Origin of the sequence: Shinella sp. WSJ-2 (assembly GCF_003432075.1) — a bacterium.
GTDB lineage: Bacteria > Pseudomonadota > Alphaproteobacteria > Rhizobiales > Rhizobiaceae > Shinella.
Window position 1 is genome coordinate 474,168 of the sequence record NZ_QWBU01000003.1, and the last position, 20,139, is coordinate 494,306.

Annotated in this window: 24 protein-coding genes; 13 read left to right on the forward strand and 11 right to left on the reverse strand. The window is 63.1% G+C overall.

Features of this window, described 5'->3' with window-relative positions; translation table 11 throughout:
* Nucleotides 1–98: 98 nt before the first annotated feature.
* The 5 genes from D0Y60_RS09985 to D0Y60_RS10005 all read left to right on the forward strand — a co-directional run bounded on the left by D0Y60_RS09985 (nucleotide 99) and on the right by D0Y60_RS10005 (nucleotide 5,792).
* Nucleotides 99–1,334: an MFS transporter gene (locus D0Y60_RS09985; protein WP_117369304.1), complete on the forward strand. Its 1,236-nt coding sequence runs from the start codon at nucleotides 99–101 to the stop codon at nucleotides 1,332–1,334.
* Between the two features lie 171 nt (nucleotides 1,335–1,505).
* The gene (gene nadA / locus D0Y60_RS09990) at nucleotides 1,506–2,585 is read left to right on the forward strand and encodes a quinolinate synthase NadA (protein WP_117369739.1); all 1,080 of its coding nucleotides are present in this window, start codon (nucleotides 1,506–1,508) and stop codon (nucleotides 2,583–2,585) included.
* 90 nt (nucleotides 2,586–2,675) lie between these two features.
* Nucleotides 2,676–4,274 carry an L-aspartate oxidase gene (locus tag D0Y60_RS09995; RefSeq protein WP_117369306.1) on the forward strand — a complete coding sequence of 533 codons (1,599 nt, stop codon included), beginning with the start codon at nucleotides 2,676–2,678 and terminating at the stop codon, nucleotides 4,272–4,274.
* A 39-nt stretch (nucleotides 4,275–4,313) separates the two neighbouring features.
* Nucleotides 4,314–5,219 (forward strand): carboxylating nicotinate-nucleotide diphosphorylase, encoded by a 906-nt coding sequence (gene nadC / locus D0Y60_RS10000; RefSeq protein WP_117369308.1) that lies wholly within the window; start codon nucleotides 4,314–4,316, stop codon nucleotides 5,217–5,219.
* Between the two features lie 60 nt (nucleotides 5,220–5,279).
* Nucleotides 5,280–5,792 (forward strand): superoxide dismutase family protein, encoded by a 513-nt coding sequence (locus D0Y60_RS10005; protein WP_117369325.1) that lies wholly within the window; start codon nucleotides 5,280–5,282, stop codon nucleotides 5,790–5,792.
* Nucleotide 5,793: 1 nt separating this feature from the next.
* Here the strand turns inward: D0Y60_RS10005 and D0Y60_RS10010 are convergent, their stop codons facing one another.
* The 9 genes from D0Y60_RS10010 to D0Y60_RS10050 all read right to left on the reverse strand — a co-directional run bounded on the left by D0Y60_RS10010 (nucleotide 5,794) and on the right by D0Y60_RS10050 (nucleotide 11,890).
* The gene (locus tag D0Y60_RS10010) at nucleotides 5,794–6,624 is read right to left on the reverse strand and encodes a mechanosensitive ion channel family protein (protein ID WP_117369327.1); all 831 of its coding nucleotides are present in this window, start codon (nucleotides 6,622–6,624) and stop codon (nucleotides 5,794–5,796) included.
* An 83-nt stretch (nucleotides 6,625–6,707) separates the two neighbouring features.
* The gene (locus D0Y60_RS10015; protein WP_117369329.1) at nucleotides 6,708–7,682 is read right to left on the reverse strand and encodes an NAD regulator; all 975 of its coding nucleotides are present in this window, start codon (nucleotides 7,680–7,682) and stop codon (nucleotides 6,708–6,710) included.
* On the reverse strand, nucleotides 7,679–8,206 hold the full coding sequence (locus D0Y60_RS10020) for a tyrosine phosphatase family protein (protein ID WP_117369331.1): 528 nt from the start codon (nucleotides 8,204–8,206) through the stop codon (nucleotides 7,679–7,681). The genes D0Y60_RS10015 and D0Y60_RS10020 overlap by 4 nt, the downstream gene beginning before the upstream one ends.
* Nucleotide 8,207: 1 nt before the next feature.
* Nucleotides 8,208–8,837, reverse strand: coding sequence for an HD family hydrolase (locus D0Y60_RS10025; protein ID WP_117369333.1), 630 nt, complete (start codon nucleotides 8,835–8,837; stop codon nucleotides 8,208–8,210).
* Nucleotides 8,834–9,679, reverse strand: coding sequence for a folate-binding protein YgfZ (locus tag D0Y60_RS10030; protein WP_117369335.1), 846 nt, complete (start codon nucleotides 9,677–9,679; stop codon nucleotides 8,834–8,836). Before D0Y60_RS10030 ends, D0Y60_RS10025 begins: the two co-directional genes overlap by 4 nt.
* A 126-nt stretch (nucleotides 9,680–9,805) precedes the next feature.
* Nucleotides 9,806–10,594, reverse strand: a complete 789-nt coding sequence (locus D0Y60_RS10035; RefSeq protein ID WP_117369337.1) for a hypothetical protein — start codon at nucleotides 10,592–10,594, stop codon at nucleotides 9,806–9,808.
* 77 nt (nucleotides 10,595–10,671) lie between these two features.
* Complete coding sequence (locus D0Y60_RS10040; RefSeq protein ID WP_117369741.1) at nucleotides 10,672–10,941, reverse strand: hypothetical protein; 270 nt, start codon at nucleotides 10,939–10,941, stop codon at nucleotides 10,672–10,674.
* A gap of 92 nt (nucleotides 10,942–11,033) precedes the next feature.
* Entirely contained in the window at nucleotides 11,034–11,501 is a 468-nt protein-coding gene (locus D0Y60_RS10045; RefSeq protein WP_245409140.1) for a TIGR02301 family protein, read from the reverse strand.
* Nucleotides 11,456–11,890: an NUDIX hydrolase gene (locus D0Y60_RS10050; protein WP_117369341.1), complete on the reverse strand. Its 435-nt coding sequence runs from the start codon at nucleotides 11,888–11,890 to the stop codon at nucleotides 11,456–11,458. The genes D0Y60_RS10045 and D0Y60_RS10050 overlap by 46 nt, the downstream gene beginning before the upstream one ends.
* 60 nt (nucleotides 11,891–11,950) lie before the next feature.
* Here D0Y60_RS10050 and D0Y60_RS10055 point away from each other — a divergent pair, with 60 nt between their 5' ends.
* Nucleotides 11,951–12,724 carry an SOS response-associated peptidase gene (locus D0Y60_RS10055; RefSeq protein ID WP_117369343.1) on the forward strand — a complete coding sequence of 258 codons (774 nt, stop codon included), beginning with the start codon at nucleotides 11,951–11,953 and terminating at the stop codon, nucleotides 12,722–12,724.
* Nucleotides 12,725–12,778: 54 nt separating this feature from the next.
* On the opposite strand, the gene D0Y60_RS10060 is transcribed toward D0Y60_RS10055, so the two are convergent.
* The gene (locus D0Y60_RS10060; RefSeq protein WP_199564142.1) at nucleotides 12,779–12,967 is read right to left on the reverse strand and encodes a hypothetical protein; all 189 of its coding nucleotides are present in this window, start codon (nucleotides 12,965–12,967) and stop codon (nucleotides 12,779–12,781) included.
* A gap of 175 nt (nucleotides 12,968–13,142) precedes the next feature.
* Nucleotides 13,143–13,286 carry a hypothetical protein gene (locus D0Y60_RS24735; RefSeq protein ID WP_158565454.1) on the reverse strand — a complete coding sequence of 48 codons (144 nt, stop codon included), beginning with the start codon at nucleotides 13,284–13,286 and terminating at the stop codon, nucleotides 13,143–13,145.
* A gap of 303 nt (nucleotides 13,287–13,589) precedes the next feature.
* On the opposite strand from D0Y60_RS24735, the gene cysS reads away from it, so the two are divergent.
* The 7 genes from cysS to rarD all read left to right on the forward strand — a co-directional run bounded on the left by cysS (nucleotide 13,590) and on the right by rarD (nucleotide 20,136).
* Entirely contained in the window at nucleotides 13,590–15,023 is a 1,434-nt protein-coding gene (cysS, locus tag D0Y60_RS10065; protein WP_117369347.1) for a cysteine--tRNA ligase, read from the forward strand.
* Nucleotides 15,020–15,502 (forward strand): GFA family protein, encoded by a 483-nt coding sequence (locus D0Y60_RS10070; RefSeq protein WP_117369349.1) that lies wholly within the window; start codon nucleotides 15,020–15,022, stop codon nucleotides 15,500–15,502. The genes cysS and D0Y60_RS10070 overlap by 4 nt, the downstream gene beginning before the upstream one ends.
* Nucleotides 15,499–15,990, forward strand: a complete 492-nt coding sequence (locus tag D0Y60_RS10075) for a GFA family protein (RefSeq protein ID WP_117369351.1) — start codon at nucleotides 15,499–15,501, stop codon at nucleotides 15,988–15,990. Before D0Y60_RS10070 ends, D0Y60_RS10075 begins: the two co-directional genes overlap by 4 nt.
* A 17-nt stretch (nucleotides 15,991–16,007) precedes the next feature.
* Nucleotides 16,008–16,481, forward strand: a complete 474-nt coding sequence (locus D0Y60_RS10080) for a GFA family protein (protein ID WP_117369743.1) — start codon at nucleotides 16,008–16,010, stop codon at nucleotides 16,479–16,481.
* On the forward strand, nucleotides 16,478–17,437 hold the full coding sequence (gene pip, locus D0Y60_RS10085; protein ID WP_117369353.1) for a prolyl aminopeptidase: 960 nt from the start codon (nucleotides 16,478–16,480) through the stop codon (nucleotides 17,435–17,437). The genes D0Y60_RS10080 and pip overlap by 4 nt, the downstream gene beginning before the upstream one ends.
* 27 nt (nucleotides 17,438–17,464) lie before the next feature.
* Complete coding sequence (gene cimA / locus D0Y60_RS10090) at nucleotides 17,465–19,081, forward strand: citramalate synthase (protein WP_117369355.1); 1,617 nt, start codon at nucleotides 17,465–17,467, stop codon at nucleotides 19,079–19,081.
* A gap of 110 nt (nucleotides 19,082–19,191) precedes the next feature.
* Nucleotides 19,192–20,136, forward strand: a complete 945-nt coding sequence (gene rarD / locus D0Y60_RS10095; RefSeq protein ID WP_117369357.1) for an EamA family transporter RarD — start codon at nucleotides 19,192–19,194, stop codon at nucleotides 20,134–20,136.
* Nucleotides 20,137–20,139: the final 3 nt, after the last annotated feature.

Sequence of the window (20,139 nt, forward strand, 5' to 3'; positions counted from 1 at the left end):
AAATATTCCATCAACAGGGCTGATCGCTCGGTCAATTAAATTCGCTTTTGTTAATTGATGGCGCGACGTAGGTTTTGGCATTCGATCTGGAGACGACCATGTCCGCCCCATCCACCGTTGCGGCGCCTGCCGCGAGCCGGCCCATGCCCTGGCTCATCATCATCGCCGGCTCGCTGATTGCGGTGCTGACTTTCGGCCCGCGCTCGGCGATGGGCTTTTTCCAGCTGCCCATGCTGCAGGATACCGGCTGGGACCGCACGACCTTCGGTCTCGCCATGGCCTTGCAGAACCTCGCCTGGGGCGTGAGCCAGCCGTTCTTCGGCGCCATCGCCGACAAGTTCGGCACCTGGCGCGTGCTGCTGATCTCGGGTCTCGTCTATGCGCTCGGCCTGTTCCTCATGTCGCTCGGCACCTCGCCGCTCTGGCTGCATATCGGCGGCGGCGTGCTGGTCGGCCTCGGGGTTGGCTCCGGCTCCTTCGGCATCCTGCTGTCGTCCTTCGCGCGCAATGTCACGCCCGAGCAGCGCTCCATGGCCTTCGGCATCTGCACGGCCGCTGGTTCGGCCGGCATGTTCCTGTTCGCGCCGCTGTCGCAGGGTCTGATCAGCGCCTATGGCTGGTCGGACAGCCTCGTCTATCTCGGCATGCTGATGCTGCTCGTGCCGCTGATCGCCATTCCGCTGCGCGGCAATTCCTCCTCCGGCATCACGTCGGCTACCGAATACAAGCAGACGATCGGTGAGGCGCTGAAGGAAGCACTGGGGCATCGCAGCTATCTGCTGCTGGTGTCCGGCTTCTTCGTCTGCGGCTATCAGGTCGCCTTCATCACCGCGCATTTCCCGGCCTATCTCGGCGATCTCGGCATCGATGCGCGTTACGCTGTAATCGCGCTGGCGCTGATCGGCTTCTTCAACATCATTGGTTCGCTTGCCGCCGGCTTCATCGGCCAGCGTTATTCGAAGCCTTACTTCCTCGCCTATATCTATCTCGCCCGATCGGTTGCCGTTTCGGCCTTCATCCTGCTGCCGAAATCGCCGGCCTCCGTCATCATCTTCGCCATCGTCATGGGCCTGCTCTGGCTCTCCACGGTGCCGCCGACCAACGGCCTCGTCGCCATCATGTTCGGCACGAAGCATCTCGGTCTGCTCGGCGGCATCGTGTTTCTGTCGCACCAGATCGGCTCCTTCCTCGGCGTGTGGATGGGCGGCTATCTCTACGACCATTTCGGCACCTACGATCCGGTGTGGTGGCTTGGCGTAGCACTCGGCATCTTCGCGGCCGTCGTCCACTGGCCGATCCAAGAGAAGAGCGTGCCGCGCCCGGCGATGGCCTGATTGAAAACCATGGCGCCGCCCGAAGGAATTCCGGCGGCGCTTCTTGCAAACCGTCACAAAAGTTTTTAAATCTAAACCACCGGCCAATGCCGGTTTTGTTTTGAAGCCATTATGCTCAAACTGAGCAAAATGGCTGACCCGCCAGAAACGGCGGAGGAGAAGGAGGGTTTCATGACCATTCTGGCCCCGCATGCGGCGGAAGCCGAAAGCGCACGTTCGCTGACCGCAGCCGAGCGCTTTGGCGTACTGGAGAAGCCCGATCTCACCTTTACCCCGGAGATCGCCCGTGAGACGGAGCATCTCTATGAGAAGGTGAAGCAGTTCATCCCCGCCTTTGAGTGGCCTGTCTATGCGCCCTATGTCGCCGCCATCAACCGGCTGAAGCGCGAGCGCGGCGCGGTCATTCTCGCGCACAATTACCAGACACCGGAAATCTTTCACTGCGTCGCCGATATCGTCGGCGATTCGCTGCAGCTCGCACGCGATGCCATGAAGGTGGACGCCGAGATCATCATCCAGTGCGGCGTGCATTTCATGGCCGAGACCTCGAAGCTGCTGAACCCGGAAAAGACCGTGCTGATCCCGGACTCGCGCGCCGGCTGCTCGCTGTCGGAATCGATCACCGGCGAGGATGTGCGCCTCTTGAAGCAGCGCTATCCCGGCGTGCCCGTCGTCACCTATGTCAACACCTCGGCCGACGTGAAGGCCGAGACGGACATCTGCTGCACCTCGTCCAATGTGCTTTCCGTAGTGGAAAGCCTGGAGAGCGACACCGTTCTCTGCATTCCCGACGAATATCTGGCGATGAACGTCGCCAAGCAGACCAACAAGAAGATCCTGACCTGGAAGGGCCATTGCGAGGTGCATGAGCGCTTCACGGCGGCCGAGCTGCTCTCCTATAAGGAAGCCCATCCCGGCATCGAGATCATCGGCCATCCGGAATGCCACCCCGATGTCATCGCCGTCTGCGATTTCGCCGGTTCCACGTCGGGCATGATCAACTATGTGAAAGACAACCGTCCCTCGCGCGTGCTGCTCGTCACCGAATGCTCGATGGCGTCGAACATCCAGGCGGAACTGCCCGGGGTCGATTTCATAAAACCCTGCAATCTCTGTCCGCACATGAAGCGCATCACGCTGCCGAAGATCCTCGACAGCCTGGTGAACATGACGGAGGAGGTTCTGGTCGACCCGGCAATCGCCGACCGTGCCCGCCTCGCCGTCGAGCGGATGGTGAATTTGAAGCAGTAGGTCTCCTCTCGTTTGGGGAGAAGGGGCGGGAGTGCCCCCGCAGCGCGCCTTCCAGACAGGAGGGTTAAGCGGCGTGTCGGAGGAAAGAGCATGCCCATTGATAGTTTCCGCCCGCAATCCTGGAACGGCATCGACGATATCGTCATCGTCGGCGGCGGTCTCGCCGGCCTGTTCTGCGCCCTGAAACTCGCCCCGCGTCCCGTCACGATCCTCGCCGCCGCGCCCATCGGGCAAGGCGCGTCGTCGGCTTGGGCGCAAGGCGGCATCGCTGCGGCGATGAGCCCCGGCGATACGTTCGACAAGCATGTCGCCGACACGCTGGAAGCCGGTGCCGGCATCGTCGACGAAAAGATGGCGCGCTTCATGGTCTCGGAGGGACCTGCGCGCATTCACGATCTGCTCGATTACGGCGTGCCCTTCGACCGCGATCTCGAGGGCAAGCTGATGCTGTCGCGCGAGGCGGCCCATTCCGAGCGCCGCATCGTGCGTGTCAAGGGCGACATGGCCGGCAAGGCCATCATGGAGGCGCTCATTGCCGCCGTGCGCAACACGCCGTCGATCCGCGTGCTGGAAGGCTATGTCGTCGAGGAACTGGTGAGCGAAGGCCGCTTCATCTCCGGTGTCATCGCGCGTCCCGATGCCGGTCAGGCGAAGAACCGCGTGCATTTCCCGGCCCGTGCCGTGGTGCTCTGCTCGGGCGGCGTCGGCCATCTCTTTGCCGTCACTACCAATCCGTGGCAGGCCTGCGGGCAGGGGGTCGGTATGGCGGCCCGCGCCGGCGCAATTATCGCCGATCCGGAATTCGTTCAGTTCCACCCGACCGCCATCAATATTGGCCGCGACCCCGCACCTCTTGCCACCGAGGCCTTGCGTGGCGACGGCGCGCATCTCATCAACTCCACCGGCCACCGCTTCATGCTGGATATCCACGCCGATGCCGAACTCGCCCCGCGCGATATCGTCTCGCGCGGTGTTTTCGCCGAAGTGCAGGCCGGCCGTGGCGCGTTCCTCGATTGCACCAAGGCGGTGGGCGCGCATTTCGCGGAAATGTTCCCGACGGTCTATGCCTCGTGCAAGGCAGCCGGCATCGATCCCGTCACCCAGCCGATCCCCGTTGTGCCCGCCGTACATTACCACATGGGCGGCGTGCTGACGGACGCCGAAGGCCGCACCTCGATTGACGGCCTCTGGGCCGCCGGTGAAGTCACCTCGACCGGCGTGCATGGCGCCAACCGGCTTGCCTCGAACTCGTTGCTCGAAGCCGTCGTCTTCTCCGCCCGCATCGCGGAGAACATCAAGGGCATGCTGCCGGAGCCGAAGCTTAACGACTGGGGCAAGAATGCCGGCGAGAGCGACGACCTCGTGACCATCGAGGACAGCGCTGCGCTGAAGCGCCTGCGCCGCATCATGAGTGATTGTGTCGGCGTGATCCGGAGCCGTGACGGCCTCAAGGCGGCGATCCGCGAAATCGCGACGCTGGAGCGCGAAAACAGCCGCATGCGCTTCCACAACATCGTCACGACCGCCAAGCTCATCGCAACGGGTGCTTACCTGCGCGAAGAAAGCCGCGGCGGCCATTACCGCTCCGATTTTCCCGAGCAGAAGGCAAGCTGGAAACACCGCACCTTCATCACGCTTGCGGAGGCCGACAAGGTGGTCGCGGAACTCTCGGAAACGGCGGCGGCGTGAGCCTGCCGTCTTCCTCTCGAATTTGAACAGGACAAGCCCATGACCACCTCCTATCTCCCCGTCCTCTCCCCTCTGATGGTGGAAGATCAGGTGCGCGCAGCCCTTGCCGAGGATCTGGGCCGGGCCGGCGATATCACCAGCCAGGCGACGATCGGGCCGGAGATGAAAGCGACGGCCGAGCTGAATGCGCGCGAGCATGGCGTCGTGGCGGGGCTCGATCTGGCGCGCGAGGCGTTCCGGCTGATGGACCCTTCGATCCGTTTCGAGGCCTTCGTGCAGGACGGAGACAAGTTGGCGCCCGGCACGATCATCGCGAAAGTCTCGGGGCCGGCCCGGGCGGTGCTGTCGGCCGAGCGGGTGGCGCTGAATTTCCTCATGCATCTCTGCGGCGTCGCGACCCATACGGCCCGTTTTGCCGAAGAGATCGCACATACGCCGGCAAAAGTCTGCTGCACGCGAAAAACCATCCCGGGGCTCAGGGCACTAGAGAAGTATGCCGTGCGCATGGGGGGCGGTTCCTCGCACCGCTACGGGCTCGACGATGCGATCCTCATCAAGGACAACCACATCGCGGTGGCCGCCGGCGTCGAAGGCGCCATCCGCTCGGCACGCGCCTTTGCCGGCCATCTTGTGAAGGTGGAGGTCGAGGTGACGACACTGGAGGAGCTGGAGGAGGCGCTGGAGGCGCAACCGGACGTGATCCTGCTCGACAATATGGGGCCTGAACTCCTGCGCCGGGCCGTCGAGATCAACCGTGATTGCGCGGGCCTGACGGACGAAGCCTATGTCGCCGACGCGCGCCGCGTAAAGCTCGAAGCTTCGGGCAATGTCAATCTCCAGACTGTCAAACTGATTGCCGAAACCGGCGTAGACTATATCTCGACTTCGAAGATCACCATGGCGGCGCCGACGCTCGACATCGGCCTCGACGTCGTGGTGCGCTGAGCGGAACACCCAGGAGAACGATGCGTTCCGTTTCCATGTGCAAACCATGGAGGACGCATCATGTGGAAGATTTTGACGCTCGCGACGATGGCCGGGGCTCTTGCAACGCCCGCGCTCGCCCAGCAGGCGAAGACCACGGCCGAGGCGAATTTTGTCGATCTCAAGGGCAAGGAAACAGGCCGGGCGCATCTGACGGCGGGCAATGACGGTGTCCTTTTCGAGGTTGAAATTTCCGGCCTCGAGCCGCGCAAGTGGGTGGCGCTGCACGTTCACGAAACCGGCAAGTGCGACCACGAGCACGGCAACAAGGCGGCCGGCGGCCATTTCAATCCGGACAAGAAGGAACACGGTTTCATCGCGGCCAATGGACCGCATGCCGGTGACTTGCCAAACCAGTATGTGGCTGATGACGGCGTGCTGCGGGCGCAGATCTATTCGACGATGGTGCGCCTCGACGATGCCGAACGCGGCATTCGCGGGCGTGCGCTGATTGCGCATGCCGGTTCGGACGATTATCGCACCGACCCGGCCGGCGGCGCGGGCGACCGCATCGCCTGCGCCGTGATCAAGTAAGCTATTCGGCCGGGGCCGCATCCGGCCCCGGTCCGGCCAGATTCTGGCCGAAGGCGATACGTACGCGCCGGTTCATGTCGCGTGTCGTCTTGAACCATTGTGGAGTCGAAACCCAATAACGCAGCGTCAGCGTGGCCGAACTGTCGCCGAGGCTGTCGACGAAGACCTGCGGCGCAGGCACAGATTCGATGGTCGGGTCCTCGCGCGCGATCTCCATCAGGCGGTCGATCTCGTCGTCGATATCCTTGTTGTCGGGCACGGTGACTTGCAGGTCGTGCTTACGCGTGCGCTCGCGACTGTAATTGGTGACCGGTGTGTTCCAGAGCGTCGAATTCGGCGCGAGACGATAGAGGCCGTCGCTGGTCCTGAGTTCGGTGGCAAACAGGCCAACCTCGGTTATCGTGCCGGTCACATCCTTCGTCTCGATATATTCGCCGACGCGGAAGGGGCGCAGCACCAGAAGCATGATGCCGGCCGCGATGTTCTGCAGCGTGCCCTGTAGGGCGAGGCCAATGGCGAGGCCGGCGGCACCCAGCGCGGCGATGATCGACGCGGTCTGCACACCGAACTGGCCGAGCACCGTTACGAAGACGAGTATGAGCACGGCGTAACGCAGGATATTGGCGAAGAAATGCGCGAGTGTCACGTCGATACCGCGCACATGCGATAGGCCTGAGAGGGCCCAGCTGTGCAGCACCCGCGACAGAAACCAGCCGAGCAAGAGCAGGACCAGCGCGCCGAAAATGGAAAAGGAATATTGCACGGCGAGCGCACTCGCCTGGGTGAGCGCCGCGCGCGAAGCGACGATGATATCGGTGGCTTGTTGTTCCATAGATACTTCCCCATCTGTTGACGTCGATGGGGGAAAGGCAGGGATACCGGATAAGTTCCGGCTCAATGTCGCCAGTCCCTGCGCTACCGAGTCCCGACCTTGAGGCCAGGCGCTGGACGCTCCTCCAGAATGCGGCGGCGGAAGCGGAAGAGCGCGGCGGGGCGCCCGCCGGTCGCCGCCGTGGAGCCGCCGGTGGGTTCGACGAGTTCGGCGCCCTCGACCAGCCGGCGGAAATTCTGCTTGTGCAGGTGCCGGCCGGAGATCGCCTCGACGGTCGCCTGCAGCTCAGTGAGCGTGAATTCCGGCGCCATCAGCTCAAAGATGACAGGGCGATATTTGATCTTGCCGCGCAGGCGCGCCATCGCGGTCGCGACGATGCGGCGGTGATCGTGCCGCATGGCGATGCCGGGCGAAGAGGTGCAGGGGCGGGTACGCCCGTCCGTCACCGCCTCTTCGGCGAGGCCCGCTTCATAGAGCAGCTCGTAGCGCTCCAGAACGCGCTCCTCGTCCCAAGGGAAATCGTCAAGGCCGAAGGCAAGCCGGATGCGCGTCAATGGCATCGGCGTCGTGTTGAGGCGCTCCTCGTGCATGTCGTCAACCGCCCACTTTTTGAGGGCGGGAATGATGAGCTGATCGATGACAGGCGGACGGCCCTGCCGCCAATCCTCCCATGGGAGGTAGGTATACCAGTTGCGCCAGGCCGCGCCGGCCTGCGCCAGCCGATCGTTGGCTTCGGCATCGGTGCGGGTCAGCGCCAGATAACCGACGGACACCATATGCGTGCCGGCCTCGTCCGGCAGCTTCTGGCGGCCGCGATCACCGAAGGTGTAGAGCTGCTCGATATAGCCGAGCTTCAGCGCCGTCTGCGCCTCCACGCTGGCACGCAGGCTGGTTTCGAAGGTGCGGTGCTGCTGCGGATCGAAAGGACCGAAGGGCAGGGCGTCGCGCTCAACAGCCGGGCCGCCGATCGCCAGAATGCAGGGACTGCGGCCAGAGATCGCGACCACCGCCGCATTGAGGCCGATTTCAACCGGGGGACGGGCGCGCTGTTCGGTCATTGGTGCACCGGACTGGCGGAAAAGAGGAAGGGGCTGTCGCCGACATAGTCCGCCCCACGGCCGATGGCCTTCACGGCAGCGACGAGCCGGCCGCCTCGACCGAGAACGTAGTCGCCGATCTCGATCAGCCGCGCATTCGGCGTCGACTGCACGGAGGCTTTTCGCAGGCGCTGCGCCAGGTCGTGTTCGTCCTGATCGGGTTCCACCGCAAGGGCAGAGATGAGCGCGGCGGCGGGCGAGCGGGAGACGCCCATCATGCAATGCACGAGCAGCGGCGACTGCCGGTCCCAGCCGCGCGCGAAATTGACGATGGCGGCGACATGCTCCTCGCCGGGCGCGACGAGGTTGCCCGTACCGGCAAAGGCGATGTCGTTGACGCCGACGATCAGATGACGCCCGACGTCGATGACGGCGGGGCGATGGAAATTCTGCTTGGGCGCGACGAGGCTCAGCATCTCGCGACAGCGGTGCCGGATGGCGAGTTCCGCGATCTTTCCAAGCGGCGCGACGACGATCGTGCCCATGTTACACCGCCGCCGTGAGGGTGGCGCGCTCCCGTTCCAGCGTTGCGAAACGCTCGGCAAAACGCCGCTGCGCCTCGGCCGTGGGCACGGGGACGATCTCGATCATCTCGAGCGTGATGCCGCGCGGCGCACCGAAGAATTTTACGGCCTCGGCATGCGAGAAGCCGGCAAGCTCCGTCGCCTCGAAGAAGGCTGCGACCTGATCGGCTTTCTTGATCTTCGCCTTCAGCGTCGCAGGTGTCGCGGGCGGCAGGCCGAAGCGCAGGTGCACGGCGGTCTCCAGCCGCTTTTCCACCGTCTTGTAACCGCCGCCGACCACCGCCTTGAAGGGCGAGATCATGTCGCCGATCACATATTCCGGTGCGTCGTGCAGCAGGGCGATCAGGCATTCGTCCGCGTTGCAGCGGTTCTGCCGGCGGAAGATCGTCTCGACGATGAGGGAGTGCTGCGCCACCGAAAACGCGTGCTCGCCATGCGTCTGACCGTTCCAGCGCGCAACGCGGGCAAGACCGTGGGCGATGTCGGAGAGTTCGATGTCGAGCGGCGAGGGATTGAGCAGATCGAGGCGGCGGCCGGACAGCATGCGCTGCCAGGCGCGTGGGTCAGCCTTGGCGCGGGCCGTGCCGTTCATTGCGCGGGCACCTCGGAGGCCTCTTCGGGGAAGGCAAGACCGGTCCAGCTGGGCAGGGCGACCGTGACGGTGACGCCGTCGGCCGTAATCGGCGTACCGGCACGCATGGCGTCGGCCGCGCGGTCGATGCGTACGATGGCAAGTCCCTGTTTGCCCGAGACGCTGCCGAGCGTGCCGATCGGCTTGCCGCCGGCCATCAGCTCCGTGCCGTTGGCGGGCAGCGCGCTTTCCCCCGTGACGGTGACCGGGCGCCGCCGGGCGGTGCCGCGGTGCTGCATGCGCGAGACCACCTCCTGGCCGACATAACATCCCTTGCGGAAAGACAGCCCGCCGCTCAGATCCAGGAGCACATCATGCGGGAAGGCATCGGAGAGGGGGTAATCGCGTCCGGCTTCCGGCAGGCCGGCGGCGATGCGCAGCGCATCGTAGAGGACGGGATCGTCGCTGCCGCCGTCACCCGGGCGGCGAGAAACCGCGATCCCGGCCTTGGCGAATCGGGCATCGCGGGCTGCGTCATCTTCTGCATCGTCCCAGGAGACTGTCGCTTCATTGCCTTCGACCACGGCAAGATCGACGGCGGCGCGCAGCTTGTACATGGTCAGCCGCTTGAGGAGCGCATCGCGCTGGTCCTCGGTCGTTTCGAGGAGGAAGGCGTCCGCGCCGTCGCGGCGGATCAGGAAGTCGAAGAAGATCTTTCCCTGCGGCGTCAGCAGAGCACCCGGCCGGATTTCACCCGCAGTCAAGGAGGGCAGGTCGGTGGTGATCAGCGATTGCAGGAAGGGCTCGGCATCCTTGCCGGAAAGGCGGAGAAAGGCGCGGCCGGAAAGCGTGACGGAAGGCATGTTTCGATCCAGATTTCATTGGCCGACGGTATGCGCCGACGCCTGGCGCATCAGCGCGCCTTTGAAACAGAGGTAGAACGCCGGAGGCGCTTTCGCAAGGTCGGGGAACCATCTGTCCGGATCGGCTCAGTCGCCAGTGATGAAGAACTTCCACTGCCCGTCCGGCGTGATGCCGACGCGGTAGAAATTGTAGCTGCCGAATTCCTGCATGTCAGAGAAATCGCCGGCCGTCACGATGCGCAGCAGCTCGACCTTCTCCGGCGGCGTCAGACCCGCGAGCGGCTTTTCGGCGAAATAGGGCCACACATACATTTCGTCGGGCGTGCCCTGGCCGACATGCACGAAGCCGGTCGCCAGCACATCGAGCAGGATTGCCAGCACCTCGATGCCGTCGCTGTCGCCCGACTGGCCCTTCAGCGTCTCGACCGGGCCTTCCTCGGTCTCGACGATGGAGACCTGGGTTTCCGTCACGCCCTTGCCGAGCAGCGGGCGCAAGCGCTCGATATCGCCGGAGGCGGCGGCCTCGACGATGAGCTGGCGCATACGGCGCACGGCTTCCGGTGCCTTGTTGATGTCGTAGAGCACTTCGACGGGCGTTTGCGGCTCGTCCGGTTTGTCGTCGGTGACGGCGGGCTCTTCGCCGGCGGGCTCGGTCACGGTCTCGCCCTTGCGAATCAGCGGATCGGGCAGCGGCAGTTCGAGCGGCGATGCGTCTTCCTGCTGTTCCTTTTCGACGGGGGCTGCCTTGTCGGCCTCGTCCGCCGGCTTTTGCGGCGTTTCGCCCGGCTGGTGCTTCAACTCGCTCAGCGCGAAAGCGGGGCGCGCGGGCGTGACGAGCGCCGTCGTTCCTGCAAGCACCGACAATACGATAAGGCTGCTGCGAAACAGCTTTTTGCCGTCAGCGGACGTCTGCATGACCTATGTCTTTCCAGCCTGGAGCAGTTGAACGCAATTCTGCACGCAGCACGGCTGCGCACTGTGGCGGAATTGCTTTATTGCAGGATGCGCTCGGGGGAGAATTCTCCAGCCAGCAGGCGCTCGCGTAGCGAATCAAGCATCGCCTCCGCACCCTTTTCTCCATGGACGCGGATGGTTTCGCGCAGAGCCAGCGCAATGGCGGCGTCGGCGATGATTTCGAGCTCGATGCCGTCGGCCATGCCGTCAGCCCAGGCTTCGTTCTGGTATTCCAGAGCGGCCTGCATCTTCTCGTGCACGATCATCTCGTCGATATCGTTGAGGCTAGGTTCCATTGAGCCTTCCATACGCGGCATTCAGTTCTTACTGCACTGTTAACGACCTTAGCAGCCTTTTCCCAAAACGGCACTGGGTCATGAGAAAAGAGGTTAATTAACCGCTAATTTCCGAACCTTGCGGTAATTTCTGTGGCAAGTGTTGCACCTTCGTTACGGTATCTCTCTTCTGCGACAACAGCCGAGTCGGTGCAAGCGGTATAGATGGCGGCAAAAGAGCGATATCCTCTGTTGAAGGCCGCCGTCAGCTTCTCCTGTCGCCCCGGTTCCTTGCCCGCCTCGAGCTGAATGAGCTGCTGCATCGAGGCCCGCCAGTTATCCTCGGCCTTGTGGGCGCAGAGGTTTCGCAGGTAATGCAAGGCGCCCAAAATCTCCGAAAGACGCTCTAGCCGCTCATCATAGGGCGCCGGCTTTTCCTCGATTGCGGTAGCAGACGGCGTTTCTTTCGCCTTGTCGACGGCTGCCTTCTGGGCGAAGGAGGGGGCGGCGAGCACAAGGCCGATTAGGAGTGCAGCGCGAATCACTCTCATGCCGAAAGCCTCGCCCGCTCGGCTTCCAGCCGCGCGATGCATTCGCGCACGCTGTCCGGTGCGGGCATTTTCGCGATCTCGTCGGCCGTGTACCAGCCGACGCTCGCCGCGTCGTCGGCGGCGACAGCAACCGCCGAGGTATCCGCCTTCACCTTGAAGACCGAGAGAAAGAAAGAAGGGCTGCCGGGGCCGTCCTCGCGGCCCGGCAAATCATAGGTCGCGAAAAGCATTGGCTTTTCGGCCCTTATGCCGGTTTCCTCGAAGAGTTCGCGCAACGCCGTCTCGGCCGGGGTCTCGCCGTCCTCGCCGCGTCCGCCCGGAAAGGCATACATGGCGTCCGACGGCGGCTTGGTGCGCAGCACAAGCAGGTAGCGCCCGTCGCGCTCGATGATGGCGGAGGAGGCGGGCTGGGGCGTCTTCGACTTCTTCATCGTTCTCAGGTGTTCTCGCGCTTCATTGACCCCTTATAGGCAAAGTGCGATGACGGCGCCATGTGTGGACGCTATGCATTGCTGGCCAGGACGGACCTGATGAAGGCGTTTCTCGATGTCCTTGATATCGAGGATACGCCGGCGCGCTACAATATCGCGCCGACCCAGCCGATCCTCGTTGTCGTCGCCGGCGAAAAGCAGGAGCCCGGCAGCAACCTGCCGGAGCGCAGGGCCATGCTGGTGCGCTGGGGCTTCATGCCCGGCTGGGTGAAAGATCCGCGCGATTTTCCGCTGCTGATCAATGCGCGCTCGGAAACGGCTATCGAGAAGGCGTCGTTCCGCGCCGCCATGCGCCACCGCCGTATTCTCGTGCCGGCCTCCGGCTTCTTCGAATGGCGCCGGCCGGAAGACAAGAGCGAGAAGGCGCAGGCCTATTTCATTCGCCCGAAGAAAGGCGAGATCGTCGCCTTCGCCGGTCTCATGGAGACGTGGTCTTCGGCTGACGGTTCCGAGGTCGATACCGGCGCGATCCTGACGACGAAGGCTAATGCCGACATTGCGCGTATTCATGACCGCATGCCCGTCGTCATCCGGCAGGAGGATTTTTCGCGCTGGCTGGACTGCAAGACGCAGGAGCCGCGCGACATCGCCGACCTGATGAAGCCGATCGACGAGGGCTTCTTCGAAGCGATCCCGGTCTCCGATAAAGTCAACAAGGTTGCCAATATGGGGGCCGATATCCTCGAGCCCGTCGAGGAGCCGGCCGAATCGGCGCCGAAAAAGACAAAGGGCGGCGACGCGCCGCCATCTTCCGACCAGCTATCGCTGTTCTGAAGCAACTCCAGCAAAAATGTAAAACGGTTTGTGTCCGGAATTGCGTAAATAGTCTCAGTCGTGGAGCGGCTGAAGCACGGCCGGAATATCGCGCTCGCGGCGCGGCTTTTCGGACTTTGTCTCCGGCTTGCACTGGGTCGCGGCGACGACGGCGCGCAGGCCGATCGGCTTGTAGCGCGCCTGGAGGTTCTCGTTGGCAACGGCGGCGGGCTTTTGGGCCGGGTGTGTCTTGGCAGTCGACATTTTCATTCTCCTGAAGTGTTGCTCATCAGGCAGCCCCGTTTCCCCCGGTTGCTACCCCCATGAGCTATGCGTTTAGGGAACCCTTTCGGCTAAATTCTGCTCAAACTTTGATCGCTCTGCGGCAAAGCGCGGAAAAGGCGGTTTTTCCCGGTCAAGATTTGTGACCGATGTAACATCACTTGGGGGGTGTCTGGCGTATCCTGATCTGCAGAAAGGCGGTGATGATGGCCCGCAGGCTGAAGGGATTGTCGCAACCCGTCTTGTCGGGGTGCGGGCGAGTGTTCTGGTCTTCGCAGTCCTCGTGTCTGGTGTTGCGCATCGTCGTTCCCCTTGGTGTGCGGCGGTTTCGACCGCTTCGATGCCCTCTTTTTCGCATGGCGCAGGGGGTGGCCGTGTCACCGTGGTAACAGGGTGCAAGGTCGGGGATTTTCGTCGGGAAAGGCTTTCGCCCGCTTGACCGGACGAGCGCGGAGCGCGATAAAGCGTGCCATGAAAACGGTACTCTGCATTCGCCGGAGCATTATTCGCTAGCGCTCGCGCTGGCCCGGCCGTTTTCGTCCCCCAAAATCCCTGGATGACAAACGACCCGGCCAGCCGGGTTTATGCATTTTGGGAGAATTCCATGGCCGAAAAGCCGGTCCTGACACTGTACAATACGCTCACGCGCTCGAAGGCGGCTTTCACGCCCATCGATCCTGAAAACGTGCGCATGTATGTCTGCGGCCCGACGGTCTATGACCTCGCCCATATTGGCAATGCCCGGCCCGTCATCGTCTTTGACGTTCTGTTCCGCCTGCTGCGACTCGTCCATGGCGAAAAACACGTCATTTACGCGCGCAACATCACGGACCTTGACGACAAGATCAACGCCCGGGCGCTGCGTGATTTTGGCGCCGAGATCGAGAACGGCACGCTGTCGCTGAACGAGGCGATCCGCCGCGTGACGGAAAAGACCGCCAACCAGTTTCATTCAGACGTTGCGATGCTCGGCTGCCTTCCGCCGACACACGAGCCGCGCGCCACTGAATTCGTGCAGCCGCGCGAAGACGGAAAGGCGGACATGATCACCTTGATTCAGCGCCTGATCGAACGCGGTCATGCCTATGAAACCAATGGGGAAGTTCTGTTCGATACCAGCTCGACGGCCGATTACGGCGAACTTTCGAAGCGTAACCTCGACGAGCAGCAGGCCGGTGCCCGCGTCGCCGTCGACATGCACAAGAAGAACCCGGGCGACTTCGTTCTGTGGAAGCTCTCTTCGTCCGAAGAGCCTGGCTGGACGTCACCCTGGGGTCGCGGCCGCCCCGGCTGGCATATCGAGTGCTCCGCCATGGCGGCGGCCTATCTCGGCGAAGTGTTCGACATCCACGGCGGTGGTCTCGATCTCATCTTCCCGCACCATGAAAACGAGATCGCCCAGTCGCGTTGCGCCCATGACACCAAGGTCATGGCGAATGTCTGGATGCACAACGGCTTTGTGCAGGTCGAAGGACGCAAGATGTCGAAGTCCGAAGGCAATTTCGTCACGATCTACGAACTGCTGCACGAGGAAAAATTCGGTGGCCGTAAATGGCCGGGCGAGGTGCTGCGCCTCGCCATGCTGATGACGCACTACCGCGAGCCCATCGACTTCTCCGTCAAGCGCCTGGAGGAGGCCGAGCGCCTGTTGGCAAAATGGCCGGCCGGCGGCAATCCGAACGAAGGCCGCGTGGACGCGAGCGTGCTGACGCCGCTCTTCGACGACCTCAACACGGTCGGCGCTGTGCAGGCGCTGCACGCGCTCGCCCAATGCGCCAACAACGATCCGCTGATGATGCCCGTCTTCGCCGCGAGCGCCGAGCTTCTGGGCGTCCTGCCGAAGAAGGTCGAGGTTTCCAAGGCGCTGGAAGACAGCGTCGAAAGCCTCATCCAGCTGCGTCTGGAAATGCTGAAGGCGAAGAATTTCGACGAGGCCGACAAACTGCGCGATGACCTAGCCGCCAAAGGCATCCAGCTCAAGGACGGCAAGGACCCGGCAACGGGCGAGCGCGTGACGACGTGGGAGGTGAAAAGGTGAGCACACCTTTCTACACCGGCGGATGCCAGTGCGGTGCAGTGCGCTTTCACGTCGAGGGTGCGCTGGGCGATGCATCGGTCTGTCATTGCCGCATGTGCCAGAAAGCGAGCGGCAATTTCTATCTGCCGCTGGTGTCCGTTCGTGAGGCCAAGCTCACCTGGACACGCGGCGAACCGAAGCGGTTCCAGTCGTCCAACCACGGGTTTCGCGGTTTCTGTGGCGACTGCGGCACGCCGCTGACCTACGAGGCGCCGGATGGCGTGGCGCTGACGATTGCCGCCTTCGACGATCCGGCCGAGATCGCTCCGCGTATCCAGTGGGGCATCGAGGCGAAGCTGCCCTATGTGGATGCGATACATGGCCTTCCGGGCGAGGACACGATGGCCGATCAAGATGCGTCCTCGTTCCTGGCCGATCTCGTCTCCTACCAGCACCCCGATCACGACACCGACACCTGGCCGCCGGAGCGCAAGCGATGAGCATTTCGCGCATCTATACGGGCGGCTGCCAGTGCGGCGCGGTGCGCTACCGTGTCGAGGGCACGCTCGGCGATCCGCATCTCTGCCACTGCCGCATGTGCCAGAAGGCGGCCGGCAACTATTTTCTGCCGCTCGCCAATGCTCCGCGTGACAAATTCTCCGTCACGCGCGGCGAGCCCGGCTGGTTCCAGTCGTCGGAGATCGTGCGCCGCGGTTTCTGCCCGGCCTGCGGCACGCCGCTGTTCTACGATGCGCTCGGTGCCGACCATATCAATGTGACGCTCGGCTCGCTCGACGATCCCGATGACGTGCGCCCGATTGCCCAGACGGGCATCGAAGCGCGCGTCGTCTTTTTCCAGCAACTGCAGAAGCTGCCCGAGCACGAAAGCAACGAAGGCGAGGACGGCGCGGCACGGCACCGAACGATCCGCGACTCGAATCGCCAGCATCCCGACTACGACACAGACCATTGGCCGCCCGAAGATTGAGAAATGGGGACTGAATGATGACAGAGACCGTTCGTACCGGAGGTTGCCAGTGCGGCGCCGTGCGTTTCCGCATCAAGGGTCAGCTCGGCCGCCCGTCGATCTGCCATTGCCGCATGTGCCAGAAACAGTTCGGCGGCTTCTTCGGCCCGCTGGTCACGGCCAAGGGCGAGGTGGAATGGCTGCGCGACGAGCCGGCCTACTTCCAGTCCTCGATCAACATCGCGCGCGGCTTCTGCAAGCAATGCGGCACGCCGCTGACCTACAAACATCCCGGCGGCCTGGAGATCGCCATCGGCGCCTTCGACGATCGTTCTGATCTCGCGCCGCAGATCCAGGTGAATTACGGCTCGCGCCTGCCGTGGGTCGAGCAAATCTTCTCCGCCCCCATCCACGAGGACCCCAACTACTATAGTCAGCAGGAACAGATCATCTCCTTCCAGCATCCCGATCATGAAACCGAAAACTGGCCTGCCCACGGAATGAAATTATGAGTGAAGCGCTGCGCACCCTCTATCCCGAGATCGAACCCTATGCCTCCGGCCATCTCGATGTCGGCGACGGGCACGTCATCTATTGGGAGCGCTCGGGAACGCCGGGCGCGAAGCCGGCGGTGTTCTTGCATGGCGGTCCGGGCGGCACGATCTCGCCGACCCATCGCCGCCTGTTCGATCCGGCGCTTTACGATGTGATGCTGTTCGACCAGCGCGGCTGCGGCAAGTCCACGCCCCATGCGGAACTGGAAGCCAACACGACCTGGCACCTCGTCGCCGATATCGAGCGCCTGCGAGAAATGGCGGGCGTCGACAAGTGGCTGGTCTTCGGTGGCTCCTGGGGCTCGACGCTGGCGCTCGCTTATGCGGAAAAACACCCGGAGCGCGTGTCGGAACTCGTCGTGCGCGGTATCTACACGCTGACCAAGGGCGAACTCGACTGGTATTATCAGTTCGGCGTCTCGGAAATGTTTCCGGACAAGTGGGAGCGTTTCGTAGCACCCATTCCGCCGGAGGAGCGCCACGAGATGATGCACGCCTATCATCGTCGCCTGACCAGCGACGACAAGGCGACGCGCATCGAGGCCGCCCGTGCCTGGAGCCTGTGGGAAGGCGAGACGATCACGCTGCTGCCGGAGCCCTCGACGAGCGGCAAGTTCGGCGAGGACGAATTCGCCCACGCCTTCGCCCGCATCGAAAACCATTTCTTCGTCAATGCCGGCTGGATGGATGAGGGGCAGCTGTTGCGTGATGCGCACAAGCTCACGGGCGTTCCCGGCGTCATCGTGCACGGCCGATACGACATGCCATGCCCGGCCAAATACGCCTGGCAGCTGCACAAGGCCTGGCCGGAGGCGGAGTTCTATCTCATCGAAGGCTCGGGACATGCCTTTTCGGAGCCGGGCATTCTCGATCGCCTGATTTACGCGACCGATAAATTCGCCGGCAAGAAGTAAGAGAGACCGTTCCCAGGGAGGGAACACATGCAAAAAGACCGTATCCACCTTTTCGACACTACGCTTCGGGATGGCCAGCAGACGCCCGGCATCGACTTTTCCGTCGAGGACAAGATCGCGATTGCCGGCATGCTGGATGAATTCGGCCTCGATTACGTCGAGGGCGGTTATCCTGGCGCGAATCCGACGGATACGGCCTTCTTCGCCAAGAAACGCACCGGCCGCGCGAAATTCGTCGCCTTCGGCATGACGAAGCGCGCCGGCGTATCCGCGTCTAACGATCCGGGCCTCGCGGCACTGCTCGATTCGCGCAGCGATGCGATCTGTCTCGTGGCGAAGAGCTGGGATTATCATGTGCGCGTGGCGCTCGGTTGTTCCAACGAGGAGAACCTCGAAAGCATCGAAGAATCCGTGAAGGCCGTGGTCGCCTCCGGACGCGAATCCATGGTCGATTGCGAGCATTTCTTCGATGGCTACAAGGCCAATCCCGACTATGCGCTCGCCTGTGCGAAAACCGCCTTTGGGGCGGGCGCGCGTTGGGTGGTGCTTTGCGACACCAATGGCGGCACGCAACCCTCGGAAGTTCAGGCCATCGTCAAGGCCGTCATCGCCGCCGGCGTGCCGGGCGACAATCTCGGCATCCACGCGCATAACGATACGGGACAGGCCGTTGCCAATTCGCTTGCCGCCGTCGAGGCCGGCGTGCGCCATATCCAGGGTACGCTGAACGGCATCGGCGAACGCTGTGGCAACGCCAACCTAGTGACACTCATCCCGACGCTGGCGCTGAAGGAGGCCTATAACGCTCGCTTCGAGATCGGCATCGATACGGAAAAACTCGCCGGCCTCACCAAGCTCGCCCACACCTTCGACGAGCTTCTCAACCGTTCGCCGGATCATCAGGCGCCCTATGTCGGCGCTTCCGCCTTCGCCACCAAGGCCGGCATCCATGCCTCGGCGTTGCTGAAGGACCCGCGCACCTATGAGCATGTCACGCCCGAAAGCGTCGGCAATCTGCGCAAGGTCATGGTGTCGGACCAGGGCGGCAAGGCGAACTTCATCAATGCGCTGAAGCTGCGCGGCATCACGGTGCGCAAGGATGATCCGAAGCTCGACCAGCTCATCCAGATCGTCAAGGAGCGCGAGGCGACGGGCTATGCCTACGAGGGGGCGGATGCCAGTTTCGCGCTGCTCGCCTCCCGCACACTCGGCACGGTGCCGGATTTCTTCCATGTCGAGAGTTTTCGCGTGATGGTGGAGCGTCGCTATGACGCCAACGGTCAGCTGAAGACAGTCTCGGAAGCCGTTGTACGCGTCATCGTCGATGGCGAGACCATGATGTCGGTTGCCGAAGGGCACGGCCCGGTCAACGCGCTGGACCTCGCGCTTCGAAAGGACCTCGGTAAGTACCAGACCGAGATCGCCGATCTGGAGCTGGCCGACTATAAGGTCCGTATCCTCAATGGCGGCACGGAAGCCATCACCCGCGTGCTGATTGAATCGACCGATGCGTCCGGCGCCCGCTGGTGGACGGTCGGCGTCTCCGACAACATCATCGATGCTTCCTTCCAGGCGCTGATGGACTCGATCATCTACAAGCTCCTGAAGAACCGCGGCGAGGCGGGCAGGGAGGCGGCAGAGTGACGCGGAAGGTTCAGCACTGCTCAACCATCCCTTCACCCGAATGAACTGGTATATTCACGGTCCTTGGAGTATTCCGTCGGAAAATCCATAAATCGACGGGAAATGACACAATGGCCGACGCAAATTCCACCAGCGCGCCTCAGACAGGCGATTCGCCGCGCGGTTTCGCCTTCGCGCTGACGGCTTACGTGCTCTGGGGCTTCCTGCCTTTCTTCATGAAAGCGGTCGCCCATATTCCGGCTTCCGAGGTCGTCGCGCACCGTATCGTCTGGTCGGTGCCGCTAGCCGGCCTCGTGCTCATCTGGCTCGGCCGCACGTCGGAGATCAAGGTAGCGCTGCGTTCGCCGCGCATGCTGGCCATGGCAACGCTGACGGCCACGCTCATCACGATCAACTGGGGCATCTATGTCTGGGCGATCGGCGCCGGCCGCGCTATCGAGACGGCACTCGGCTACTACATCAACCCGCTGTTCTCAATCTTCCTCGGTGCTGTTCTCCTGAAGGAGAAGCTGGACCGCGCGCAGATCGCGGCAATCGCGCTCGCCGCCATTGCCGTTGCCATCCTTGCCTTCGATGCGGGCGGCCTGCCTTGGGTGTCGCTTAGCCTTTGCATCTCCTGGGGCTTTTACGCCTTCTGCCGCAAGGCATTGCCGATCGGTCCCAACCAGGGCTTCTTCCTGGAGGTTCTGATCCTCAGCGTGCCAGCGATCGGCTACATCATCTGGCTGGAATCGACGGGGCAGGGCCATTTCGGCGATACGGGCATGGCGGACGTGTTGTGGCTGCTCTCATGCGGTCTCGTAACCGCAGTTCCGCTGATGATATATGCCAATGGCGCCAAGCTACTTCGGCTTTCCACCATTGGCATCATGCAATATATCGCGCCGACGATGATCTTCATCATCGCGGTCTTCGCCTTCGGCGAACCCTTCGGCACGACCAAGCTCATCGCCTTCGTCTTCATCTGGGCCGCCCTCTTCATCTATTCCGGCTCGATGCTGCGCAGCGCCCGTGCCCGCCGCATGGCGGCCGCCGAGCTGAAGCCGGCGGAATAGGCG

Excerpts from the sequence above, each read along its gene's own strand:
- D0Y60_RS10030 (WP_117369335.1), bottom strand. The coding sequence starts at position 9,679 with ATGCCTTCCGTCACGCTTTCCGGCCGCGCCTTTCTCCGCCTTTCCGGC.
- D0Y60_RS10055 (WP_117369343.1), top strand. The coding sequence starts at position 11,951 with ATGTGTGGACGCTATGCATTGCTGGCCAGGACGGACCTGATGAAGGCG.
- D0Y60_RS09985 (WP_117369304.1), top strand. The coding sequence starts at position 99 with ATGTCCGCCCCATCCACCGTTGCGGCGCCTGCCGCGAGCCGGCCCATG.
- D0Y60_RS10035 (WP_117369337.1), bottom strand. The coding sequence starts at position 10,594 with ATGCAGACGTCCGCTGACGGCAAAAAGCTGTTTCGCAGCAGCCTTATC.
- D0Y60_RS10060 (WP_199564142.1), bottom strand. The coding sequence starts at position 12,967 with ATGTCGACTGCCAAGACACACCCGGCCCAAAAGCCCGCCGCCGTTGCC.
- D0Y60_RS09995 (WP_117369306.1), top strand. The coding sequence starts at position 2,676 with ATGCCCATTGATAGTTTCCGCCCGCAATCCTGGAACGGCATCGACGAT.
- cysS (WP_117369347.1), top strand. The coding sequence starts at position 13,590 with ATGGCCGAAAAGCCGGTCCTGACACTGTACAATACGCTCACGCGCTCG.
- D0Y60_RS24735 (WP_158565454.1), bottom strand. The coding sequence starts at position 13,286 with ATGCGCAACACCAGACACGAGGACTGCGAAGACCAGAACACTCGCCCG.
- rarD (WP_117369357.1), top strand. The coding sequence starts at position 19,192 with ATGGCCGACGCAAATTCCACCAGCGCGCCTCAGACAGGCGATTCGCCG.
- D0Y60_RS10020 (WP_117369331.1), bottom strand. The coding sequence starts at position 8,206 with ATGGGCACGATCGTCGTCGCGCCGCTTGGAAAGATCGCGGAACTCGCC.
- D0Y60_RS10080 (WP_117369743.1), top strand. The coding sequence starts at position 16,008 with ATGACAGAGACCGTTCGTACCGGAGGTTGCCAGTGCGGCGCCGTGCGT.
- D0Y60_RS10015 (WP_117369329.1), bottom strand. The coding sequence starts at position 7,682 with ATGACCGAACAGCGCGCCCGTCCCCCGGTTGAAATCGGCCTCAATGCG.
- pip (WP_117369353.1), top strand. The coding sequence starts at position 16,478 with ATGAGTGAAGCGCTGCGCACCCTCTATCCCGAGATCGAACCCTATGCC.
- cimA (WP_117369355.1), top strand. The coding sequence starts at position 17,465 with ATGCAAAAAGACCGTATCCACCTTTTCGACACTACGCTTCGGGATGGC.
- D0Y60_RS10050 (WP_117369341.1), bottom strand. The coding sequence starts at position 11,890 with ATGAAGAAGTCGAAGACGCCCCAGCCCGCCTCCTCCGCCATCATCGAG.
- D0Y60_RS10045 (WP_245409140.1), bottom strand. The coding sequence starts at position 11,501 with ATGCATCGCGCGGCTGGAAGCCGAGCGGGCGAGGCTTTCGGCATGAGA.
- D0Y60_RS10040 (WP_117369741.1), bottom strand. The coding sequence starts at position 10,941 with ATGGAAGGCTCAATGGAACCTAGCCTCAACGATATCGACGAGATGATC.
- D0Y60_RS10005 (WP_117369325.1), top strand. The coding sequence starts at position 5,280 with ATGTGGAAGATTTTGACGCTCGCGACGATGGCCGGGGCTCTTGCAACG.
- nadA (WP_117369739.1), top strand. The coding sequence starts at position 1,506 with ATGACCATTCTGGCCCCGCATGCGGCGGAAGCCGAAAGCGCACGTTCG.
- D0Y60_RS10010 (WP_117369327.1), bottom strand. The coding sequence starts at position 6,624 with ATGGAACAACAAGCCACCGATATCATCGTCGCTTCGCGCGCGGCGCTC.
- D0Y60_RS10025 (WP_117369333.1), bottom strand. The coding sequence starts at position 8,837 with ATGAACGGCACGGCCCGCGCCAAGGCTGACCCACGCGCCTGGCAGCGC.
- D0Y60_RS10075 (WP_117369351.1), top strand. The coding sequence starts at position 15,499 with ATGAGCATTTCGCGCATCTATACGGGCGGCTGCCAGTGCGGCGCGGTG.
- nadC (WP_117369308.1), top strand. The coding sequence starts at position 4,314 with ATGACCACCTCCTATCTCCCCGTCCTCTCCCCTCTGATGGTGGAAGAT.